Below are 10,277 nucleotides of genomic sequence, written 5' to 3'. Positions count from 1 at the left end.
CACCCGCATGGCCCGGGAGGTCGGCACCGAGGGCATCCTCGGCGGCCAGGCCGACGTCAAGGGCGTCTCCGGCACCTGGCGCGACCTCACCGACTCCGTGAACTCCATGGCCGGCAACCTGACGGCCCAGGTGCGCTCCATCGCCCAGGTCGCGACCGCGGTCGCCAAGGGCGACCTGTCGCAGAAGATCAACGTCACCGCGCGCGGCGAGATCCTCGAGCTGAAGAACACCATCAACACGATGGTCGACCAGCTCTCCGCGTTCTCCTACGAGGTCACCCGCGTCGCCCGCGAGGTGGGCACCGAGGGCCGCCTGGGCGGCCAGGCCGACGTCAAGGGCGTCTCCGGCACCTGGAAGGACCTCACCGAGTCGGTCAACGTCATGGCCGACAACCTCACCGCCCAGGTGCGGTCCATCGCCGAGGTCACCACGGCGGTGGCCCAGGGCGACCTCTCGCAGAAGATCCGGGTCGACGCGCGCGGCGAGATCCTGGAGCTGAAGGAGACCATCAACACGATGGTCGACCAGCTCTCCGCCTTCGCCGACGAGGTCACCCGCGTCGCCCGCGAGGTGGGCACCGAGGGCAACCTGGGCGGCCAGGCGACCGTGCGCGGCGTCTCCGGCACCTGGAAGGACCTCACCGACAACGTCAACGTGATGGCCTCCAACCTGACCGGTCAGGTGCGTTCCATCGCGCAGGTCGCGACCGCGGTCGCCAAGGGCGACCTGTCGCAGAAGATCACCGTCGAGGCCAAGGGCGAGGTCGCCGCGCTGGCCGGTGTGATCAACACCATGGTCGACACCCTCTCCGCCTTCGCCGACGAGGTCACCCGCGTGGCCCGCGAGGTGGGCACCGAGGGCCAGCTCGGCGGCCAGGCCAGGGTCCCCAACGTGGCGGGCACCTGGAAGGACCTCACCGACAACGTCAACTCCATGGCGAACAACCTGACCAACCAGGTGCGCAACATCGCCCTGGTGACCACCGCCGTGGCCAGGGGCGACCTGTCCAAGAAGATCGACGTCGACGCCCGCGGCGAGATCCTCGAACTGAAGACGACCATCAACACGATGGTCGACCAGCTCTCCTCGTTCGCCGCCGAGGTCACCCGCGTCGCCCGGGAGGTCGGCAGCGAGGGCCGGCTCGGCGGCCAGGCCGAGGTCGAGGGCGTCTCCGGCACCTGGAAGCGGCTCACCGAGAACGTCAACGAGCTGGCCGGAAACCTCACCCGCCAGGTCCGCGCGATCGCCGAGGTCGCCAGCGCCGTCGCCGAGGGCGACCTGACCCGCTCCATCACCGTCGACGCCTCCGGCGAGGTCGCCGAGCTCAAGGACAACATCAACTCCATGGTGGAGTCCCTGCGCGAGACCACCCGGGCCAACCAGGAACAGGACTGGCTCAAGTCCAACCTGGCGAAGTTCTCCTCCCTCATGCAGGGCCACCGCGACCTGGCCGTCGTCGCCGAACTGGTCATGGACGAGCTCACCCCGCTGGTCGCCGCCCAGTACGGCGCCTTCTACCTCGCGGAGGAGGGCGCCGGCGAGCTCGAGCTGCGCCTGGTCGGCTCCTACGGCCGGCCCGCCCGGTTCGAGGGCCACGCCCGCTACCGGCTGGGCGAGTCCCTGGTCGGCCAGGCCGCGCGCAGCCGCCGCACCATCGTCGTCGAGCAGGTGCCCGGCGACTACGTGACCATCTCCTCCGGGCTCGGCGAGGCCGCCCCGGGCAGCCTGGTGGTGCTGCCCATCGTCGTCGAGGAGCAGGTGCTCGGCGTCATAGAGCTGGCCTCCTTCACGCCGTTCACGCTGGTGCACCAGAACTTCCTGGAACAGCTGATGGAGACGCTCGGCGTCAACGTCAACACCATCGTCGCCAACGCGCGCACCGACGAACTGCTCGACGAGTCCCAGCGGCTCACCGCCGAACTCCAGGCCCGGTCCGCCGAACTCCAGGTCCAGCAGGACGAACTCCAGCGGTCCAACGCCGAGCTGGAGGAGAAGGCCGCGCTGCTGGCCGCGCAGAACCGGGACATCGAGACCAAGAACCTGGAGATCGAGCAGGCCCGCCAGGAACTCGAGGCCCGCGCCCAGCAGCTGGCGCTGGCGTCGAAGTACAAGTCGGAGTTCCTGGCCAACATGAGCCACGAGCTGCGCACCCCGCTCAACAGCCTGCTGATCCTCGCGCAGCTGCTCGCGCAGAACCCGACGCGCAACCTGACGCCCAAGCAGGTCGAGTACGCCGGCATCATCCACTCGGCCGGCTCGGACCTGCTGCAGCTGATCAACGACATCCTCGACCTGTCCAAGGTCGAGGCGGGCAAGATGGACATCAACCCCGAGCAGGTGCCGCTGCGCCAGCTGGTCGAGTACGTCGAGGTCACCTTCCGGCCGATGACCACCCAGAAGAACCTCGACTTCACGGTGAGCACGGCGCCCGGCGTCCCGGGCGAGCTGCTCACCGACGACGCGCGGCTGCGCCAGGTGCTGCGCAACCTGCTCTCCAACGCGGTCAAGTTCACCGAGCACGGCAGCGTCGAACTGCGCATCGAGACGGCCGAGGCCGACGAGGTGCCGCCCTTCGTGCACCGCGGCGGCCCGGTCATAGCGTTCCAGGTCAAGGACACCGGCATCGGCATCGCCGAACAGCACCTGGAGGCGATCTTCGGGGCGTTCCAGCAGGCCGACGGCACCACCAGCCGCAAGTACGGCGGCACCGGTCTCGGCCTGTCCATCAGCCGCGAGATCGCCCACCTGCTCGGCGGCGCCGTCACCGCCCGCTCCACCGTCGGCGAGGGCAGCACCTTCACGCTGTACCTTCCCGTCGCCCGCGGGGACTGGGAGAACGCCCTCGGCTCGGGCGCCGCCGCCCCGGCCGCGCTGAACGCCGCCGGTCCGGCCGTGGCACCGCCCGCCCAGGACCGCCCGGCGCCGGAACAGCGGCCCAGGCGCCGGCTGCTGGTGGTCGAGGAGCGCAGCCGCGGGCTGCTCTCCCTGGTCGCCGAGAGCGCCGTGGGAGACCTCATGGCCGGCGCGGGCCTCGGCAAGCCGGCCGGCGACACGGAGGTGATCACCGCGGTGGGCGCCCAGGAGGCCGCCGAGAGCCTGGCGGCCGGCCCGTTCCACTGCGTCGTCCTCGAGATCGACATGCCGGACGGGGAGGCGATCAGCTTCCTCCAGGCGATGGACGGCGACACCGCGCTCACCAGCGTCCCGGTGCTGGCCCACAACAGCCGCCGCATGGACGTCACCCAGGAGCAGCAGCTGCAGTTCCTGGCCCGGACGCGGCCGCTGGAGCTGATCTCCAGCCTGGACGAGCTGCGCGAGCGGATCACCCTGCACCTGTCCGCCGAGGAGCCCGGCGACGTGCTTCCCCTGGTGCGCCAGGAGGAGAGCCGGCGGCAGCCCGAGCGGACCGTCGTCGGCGGCCTGGCCGGCCGGACCGTGCTGGTGGTGGACGACGACGCCCGCAACCTGTACGCGCTCAGCGGCATCCTCGAGCTCCAGGGCATCGAGGTGCTGCACGCGGAGAACGGCCGCAAGGGCATCGAGTCGCTGCACGCCCACCCGGAGATCGACCTGATCCTGATGGATGTGATGATGCCGGAGATGGACGGGTACACGGCCACCTCGGCGATCCGGCAGGACCCGCGCTACACGGACCTGCCGATCATCGCGGTCACCGCCAAGGCCATGCCTGGCGACCGGGAGAAGAGCCTGGCCTCGGGCGCCAGCGACTACGTCACCAAGCCCGTGGACGCCAACGACCTGATCGCCTGCATCGAGCGCTGGCTGTCCGACTGACCGGTGGCACGGGGCGCTCCGGCGCCCCGTGCCCTCCGCCCACGACCCCGCGCCACCCACCCGCCAGCCGTCCACCGCCGACCGAGGAGTCAGCAGCACCGTGAGCACTCCCGAGAACCCCGCGCACCCCGTGCGGGTGGACGAGACCGCCGCCGGTCAGGTGCCGCCCGTGCCCGCGGTCCGGGCGGAGGCGGGCGTGGACCGTGCGGCCGAGGAGACCGAGGGCACCGCCGGCATGGGCCGGCTGGCCGCCACGGTGGCCCGGCTGCGGGACGAGATCCGCGCGGCGCAGGCCGCCGCGGACGGCCGGGCGCTGATCGAGCTGGCCAAGGGCGTGCTGATCGAGCGGCTCGGCTGCGGGCCGACCGCCGCGGGCCGCCAGCTGGCCGCGCTCGCCGAGGAGTCGGGCCTGTCGCAGCTGGAGCTCGCGGCGGACATCGTCAACCAGGCGGCCCGCGACCACGTCACCGAGGTGGCCGCCGACTTCGTGCGCCGCGCCACCGGCCAGGAGAGCCACGAGGACCAGGACGCGGTCGAGGCGGAGGACGCCGCGACGGTCGCCGTCCGCCTGCGCACCGCGGAGAGCGGCGCGGCCGCCGCCGGGGACACCCAGGCGGTCGCCGAGTCCCTGCTGGAGCACGCGCTGACCCCGCTGGGCGCCACCGCGGTCGCCGTCTGGGCGGCGGGCGCCGACGCCTCGCTCTCCCTCGCCGGGCACGCCGGCTTCCCCGCCGACGAGGCGGGCCGGTGGCGGTACGTGCCGCCCGGCGTGTGCACGCTGGCCCGGCAGGCGCTCACCGAACGCAGCACGGTCCTGTGCGAGTCCCAGCCCTCCTCCGCCATGCCCTCCATCGGCTGGACCCACAACCCGCGCGGCGGGCGGATCGCCGTCCCGGCCGGAACCGGCGGCCGGGTCCACGGCATCCTGGAGATCTGCTGGCCGGAGCCCCTGGAGCAGCAGCCCCCGCAGATCCTGCGCCAGGTGGAGGCACTGGCCGAGCTGTGCGCGCACACCCTGGAGGGCGGCCCCGGCACCGCGGCCCCGCCGGCGGCGGACACCTGGAGCGTGCCGCCGGACCTGTCCGAGCTGGTGGACCTCGCCGAGGGCCTGTACGACCCGGCGCTCGTCCTCACCCCCCACCTGTGGCCCGACGGCCGGCTCGCCGACTTCCGGATCCACCACGTCAACAGCCACTTCACCGACCCCGCGGGGCGCCCCCGCAACGCGGTCGGCGGCACCCTGCTCCTCGAGTCGTACCCGCTGGCCATGGGGGACAGCGGCCTCTTCGACAAGATCGAGCGGGTCTACGCGACCGGCGAGGCGTTCCGCGCCCGCCGGATGACGCTGACCACCCTGGTCGACCAGGTCCCGCTGGACACCACCGTCGACGTCAGCGTCAGCCGCCACGGCAGCAGCGTGCTGCTGATCTGGCGGGTCGAGGACGACACCGCGCGGCTGGCCAACCTGCTCCAGCACGCGCAGCGGCTCGGCCGGATCGGCGGCTTCGAGGAGAACGTCCTCAACGGCGAGATCGTCTGGAACGACCAGCTCTTCGACCTGTACGGCCTGCCGCACCACACCCGCCCGGTCTCCCTGGAGGAGATGGCGGCGCACGCCCACCCCGACGACGCCGTCTCCATCGGGCGGTTCGTCCGCGCCGTCCTGCACCACCGCAGGCCCGCCTCGGCCGCCTTCCGCCTCCAGCGGCCGGACGGCATCACCCGGCACATCCGGGTGGTCGCCGAACCCGTCCTCGACGACGACAACCGGCTGCGCTCGGTGCGCGGCGCCTACCAGGACATCTCCGCGCAGCACTGGACCGAGGTGGCGCTGGCCGCCACACGCGACCAGCTCGCCCACACCGAGCAGCAGGCCGCCGAACGCAACCGGCTCACCCTGCAGCTCCAGCACGCCATCATGCCGCCCAGCCACTCCGGCATGGACAGCCCCGGCCTCCAGGTCGCGGTGCGGTACCGGCCCGCCGAGTCCGAGTCGATGGTCGGCGGCGACTGGTACGACGTGGTGGTCCTGCCGTCCAAGCAGGTCATGCTCTGCGTCGGCGACGTGGCCGGCCACGGCATAGAGGCCGCCACCAGCATGGTCGTGCTCCGCAACGCCATGCGCGGCCTCGCGGTGACCGGCGCCGGCCCCGGACAGCTGCTGGCCTGGCTGAACATCGTGGCCCACTACCTGACCGAGCACGTCACCGCCACCGCCGTCTGCGGCCTCTACGACCCGCAGACCCGCACGCTGCGCTGGGCCCGCGCCGGGCACCTCCCGCCGGTCCTGGTCCGCGGCGACAAGGCCTCCCCGCTCCAGCCGGCCGGCGGCATCCTCCTGGGCGCCCTCTCCGAGGCGACCTACGAGGAGGCCGAGCTGCAGCTGGACGTCGGCGACACGCTCCTGATGTACACCGACGGTCTGGTCGAGCGCCGCGACGAGTCGGTCCAGGAGTCCCTGACCCGGCTGCTGTCCACCGCCCGCGTCCCCGGGGCCAGCCTGGAGCAGCGGCTCGACGGGCTGCTCACGCACAGCAAGTCCGACACCGACGACGACACCTGCCTGATCGGCATCCGGGTGGTCTGACCACCCGGACGCCGGCCGGCGTCCGCCCGGTCCGCCGTCCGGACGGACCGCCGGGCGCGGCCCCTCACGGGGCCGGCGCACCGGGCGGCCGTGGACGCGGTCACCTGGAGGCCATGGACACCAGGGTCGACATGCCCGCCGCGCAGACCAGGGTGGCGCAGGCCGCCCCGGCGTGGCGGCGCAGCAGGGCGCGGCGCAGCGCCTGGTAGCGGGCCTCGTACTCCTCGCGGAGCTGCGCGGTGCGCTCGGTGACGTCCAGGAGCATCCGGCGGCTGAGGCCGATGCGCAGCAGGACGTACTGCCGGGTCAGGTCCTCCGCCTGCGCCGTGGTCAGCCACGGCATCCGGGCGCAGAGCCCCTCGGCCTCCCGGCGCGCGTGCTCGCGGTGGTTGTGGGCGATGAGGTAGCCCTCCATCTCGACGGCCGGGGAGAACTCCCGGTCGCCGCGGGCTCCCGGGCTCACGTCCTCGACCCCCGGTGGCTCTCCGCCTCCAGGACGTCCCGCTTCCCGTCGTTCTCCTCCTCGTCGAACGCGGCCAGGTCCGGGTGGTGCAGGTCGAACGCGGGGGATTCGCTGCGGATCCGCGGCAGGGTGAGGAAGTTGTGGCGCGGCGGCGGGCAGGAGGTGGCCCACTCCAGCGAGCGGCCGTAGCCCCACGGGTCGTCGACCTCGACCCGGCGGCCGTACTTGGCGGTCTTCCAGACGTTGTAGAGGAACGGCAGGGTCGACAGCCCCAGCAGGAACGCCGCGATCGAGGAGACCGTGTTGAGGGCGGTGAAGCCGTCGGCGGCCAGGTAGTCGGCGTAACGGCGCGGCATGCCCTCGGCGCCCAGCCAGTGCTGGACCAGGAAGGTGCCGTGGAAGCCGACGAACAGGCTCCAGAAGTGCACCTTCTCCAGCCGCTGGTCCAGCATGGTGCCGGTGAACTTGGGCCACCAGAAGCTGAATCCGGCGAACATCGCGAACACCACGGTGCCGAACACCACGTAGTGGAAGTGGGCGATCACGAAGTAGCTGTCGGTGACGTGCCAGTCCAGCGGCGGCGAACCGAGGACCACGCCGGTCAGTCCGCCGAAGAGGAAGGTGACCAGGAAGCCCACCGACCAGAGCATCGGCGGCTCGAAGGAGAGCGAGCCCTTCCACATGGTGCCGATCCAGTTGAAGAACTTCACCCCGGTCGGGACCGCGATCAGGAAGGTCATGAAGGAGAAGAACGGCAGCAGCACACCGCCCGTGGCGAACATGTGGTGCGCCCACACCGAGACCGAGAGACCGGTGATGGCGATGGTGGCGCCCACCAGGCCCATGTAGCCGAAGATCGGCTTGCGGCTGAACACCGGGATGACCTCGGAGACGATGCCGAAGAACGGCAGCGCGATGATGTACACCTCGGGGTGGCCGAAGAACCAGAACAGGTGCTGCCACAGCAGCGCCCCGCCGTTCTGGGGGTTGAACACCTGCGCCCCGAACGTGCGGTCCGCCTGCAGCACGAACAGGGCGGCGGCGAGGACGGGGAAGGCCAGCAGCACCAGGACCGAGGTGAGCAGCACGTTCCAGGTGAAGATCGGCATCCGGAACATGGTCATGCCGGGCGCGCGCATGCACAGGATCGTGGTGATGAAGTTGACCGCGCCGAGGATGGTGCCGAAGCCGGAGAGCGCCAGGCCCATGATCCACAGGTCACCGCCGAGGTAGGCGGTGCGTGCCCCGCTGCTGAGCGGGGTGTAGGCCGTCCAGCCGAAGTCGGCCGCGCCGTTCGGCGTGAGGAAGCTGCTGAGCACGATCAGGCTGCCGAAGAGGAACAGCCAGAACGAGAACGCGTTCAGCCGCGGGAAGGCGACGTCGGGGGAACCGATCTGCAGCGGCATGATCGCGTTGGCGAACCCGGCGAAGGTCGGTGTGGCGAACAGCAGCAGCATCATGGTGCCGTGCATGGTGAACGCCTGGTTGTACTGCTCGTTGGTGAGGAACTGCAGGCCGGGACGCGCCAGTTCGGCCCGGATCGCCAGCGCCAGCAGGCCGGCGAGCATGAAGAAGAGGAACGAGCTGATCAGGTAGAGGTTGCCGATCTTCTTGTGGTCGGTCGTTGTCAGCCAGGAGACGATCACTCGTCCGGGGCCGCGGCGGCCGGCCACGGGCACCGGGGCAACTGGTTCGGTATGGGACGCCATCGGTCTCCTCGTTCGGGGGCGATCGATGTCTTCGACGCCTGGCACGGGTGCGGTGGGACCGGCGAGCCCGAGGGTTCCCGCGCCCCCGGCGCGGCGGAGCGCGCGGGCGGCCGCGGGTCGCCGGTCCAGCGGAGGGTAGCCGCGCGATCCCGCCGCCACCGCGCGCCGGAGCCGTGCGCCGGAGCCGAACGGGGTGTTGTTCCACCCGTTGGGATGACGTCGGGCGCCGGGAGGAGACGGGCCGGGTCCGGCCCGCGTCGGCGGCCGGACGGCCGGGTCAGCGCGGGGCGACCGTGACGCCCAGCGCCCGGGCGAAGTCCGGTGCCAGGTCCAGGAGCTGCCCGTGGTCGATGGTGGCGCCGCGGAGCGCCTCGACGCCGTCGGCGATCTCCAGGGACGCCGCGCCCCGCAGGTCGACCTTGCCCAGCCGGGCGCCGCGCAGGTGGACGCCGTCGAGCGCGGAACCGGGGAAGGACACGTCGGTGAGCGTGGCCTCGCCGAAGTCCACGTCGCGCAGCAGGCAGTCCACGAAGCGGACCTCCCGCAGCGCCGCCGAGCGCCAGTTGACCGAGTCCAGCTTGCAGTGCGAGAACGTCACCCGGCGCAGGGTGGCGCCGAACGCCTGGACCCCGGCCAGCATCCCGGAGACCACCGTGGCGTCCATCCACCCCGACTCGGCCAGGTCGGTGCCGACCCAGCGCACGGTGTGGCACCACACGTCGGTGAACCGCGCCCGCCGCATCCGCCCGCCCTCGAACGCCACCGAGGTGAAGGCGCACTCCACGAACCGCGCGCCGCCCGCCCGGGGCTCCTGGAACTCCCGCTCGTCGGCGTGGACGGTGTCGTAGACGCCCTCCGTCTCCAGCTCGCCGCGCAGCGGCTCCAGGTGCCTCGCGTACGGCAGGTCGGCGAGCTCACGGGGGACGGCCGTCACGGGGCACCTCGCAGGGGTTCGGGGGAGGGGGGTGACTCTACCGGCGCGGGGCGGCGGCCGGGGCGGGCGACCGCCGCGGAAGGAGGCCGCCGTCGAAGGCGGCCGCCGGGATTGACGCGGGAGTTCCGGGTGACTCGCAGGGCGACACCGTCCGGCCACGACCTTCCCGCGAGGCGCCCCCATGACAGACCCGTCCGCCCCCACCGCTCTCCCCTCCATCGCGGACCTCGACCCCCGCGAACTGGGCGGCGACGGCAGCATCCTGGTGCGGCAACGTCGTGACCACGACGAACTCGACCGGATGATGAACGCCTACGAGCAGGCCCCGCCGGGGGGCCCGGAGCGCGAGCGGCTCTGGAAGGACGTCGTGCAGCTGACGTTCAGCCACGCCTTCGCCGAGGAGACCGTGCTGTGGCCGCTGCTGCGGCGGCTGGCCGGGGACGGCGAGGAGCTCACCGCGATCGTCGAGGAGGAGCACCAGGCGATCAACGAACTGGTCGCCCGCGTCGAGGAGGCCGGCCCCGACGACCCCCGGCGCGAGCAGTGGATCACCGAGGCCTTCGCCCTGATCCGCCAGGACATCCGCGACGAGGAGGACGAACTCCTGCCCCTCCTGCGGGCCGGCCTCGACGACCGGCGGCTGCGCCGGGCCGGCGCGGCCTGGGAGGCGGTCCGGCTCACCGCGCCGACCCACCCGCATCCGGCGGTCCCCCGCCGTCCGCCCGGCAACGCCGTGCTCGGCGTCCCGCTGAGCGGGTACGACCGGCTGCGCGACCTCGGCGCCCGCC

Annotated in this window: 6 protein-coding genes; 3 read left to right on the top strand and 3 right to left on the bottom strand. The window is 72.4% G+C overall.

Annotation, left to right across the window (positions count from 1 at the left end):
• Both A2U95_RS04190 and A2U95_RS04185 read left to right on the top strand, forming a co-directional pair.
• Positions 1-3,796: HAMP domain-containing protein (locus A2U95_RS04190; RefSeq protein WP_206282817.1), on the top strand; the 3,796-nt coding region annotated here is incomplete at its 5' end.
• 100 nt (positions 3,797-3,896) lie between these two features.
• On the top strand, positions 3,897-6,383 hold the full coding sequence (locus A2U95_RS04185) for a SpoIIE family protein phosphatase (protein WP_420856956.1): 2,487 nt from the start codon (positions 3,897-3,899) through the stop codon (positions 6,381-6,383).
• Between the two features lie 100 nt (positions 6,384-6,483).
• On the opposite strand, the gene A2U95_RS04180 is transcribed toward A2U95_RS04185, so the two are convergent.
• The 3 genes from A2U95_RS04180 to A2U95_RS04170 form a co-directional block, all read right to left on the bottom strand.
• Positions 6,484-6,846 (bottom strand): hypothetical protein, encoded by a 363-nt coding sequence (locus A2U95_RS04180; protein ID WP_338104421.1) that lies wholly within the window; start codon positions 6,844-6,846, stop codon positions 6,484-6,486.
• Complete coding sequence (gene ctaD / locus A2U95_RS04175; protein ID WP_166020875.1) at positions 6,843-8,555, bottom strand: aa3-type cytochrome oxidase subunit I; 1,713 nt, start codon at positions 8,553-8,555, stop codon at positions 6,843-6,845. Before ctaD ends, A2U95_RS04180 begins: the two co-directional genes overlap by 4 nt.
• Before the next feature lie 277 nt (positions 8,556-8,832).
• Positions 8,833-9,489, bottom strand: coding sequence for a pentapeptide repeat-containing protein (locus tag A2U95_RS04170; protein WP_240957194.1), 657 nt, complete (start codon positions 9,487-9,489; stop codon positions 8,833-8,835).
• Between the two features lie 181 nt (positions 9,490-9,670).
• Between A2U95_RS04170 and A2U95_RS04165 the strand changes: the two genes are divergently transcribed.
• A partial coding sequence (locus tag A2U95_RS04165) for a hemerythrin domain-containing protein (protein WP_166020873.1) occupies positions 9,671-10,277 on the top strand: 607 nt, incomplete at its 3' end.

This window comes from Streptomyces chilikensis (assembly GCF_001642695.1).
Classification (GTDB): domain Bacteria; phylum Actinomycetota; class Actinomycetes; order Streptomycetales; family Streptomycetaceae; genus Streptomyces; species Streptomyces chilikensis.
This window is presented reverse-complemented; position numbering and strand designations above follow the sequence as displayed.

Bases quoted from the DNA above. Each gene is read 5' to 3' on its own strand.
- ctaD (WP_166020875.1), bottom strand. From the start codon at position 8,555: ATGGCGTCCCATACCGAACCAGTTGCCCCGGTGCCCGTGGCCGGCCGC.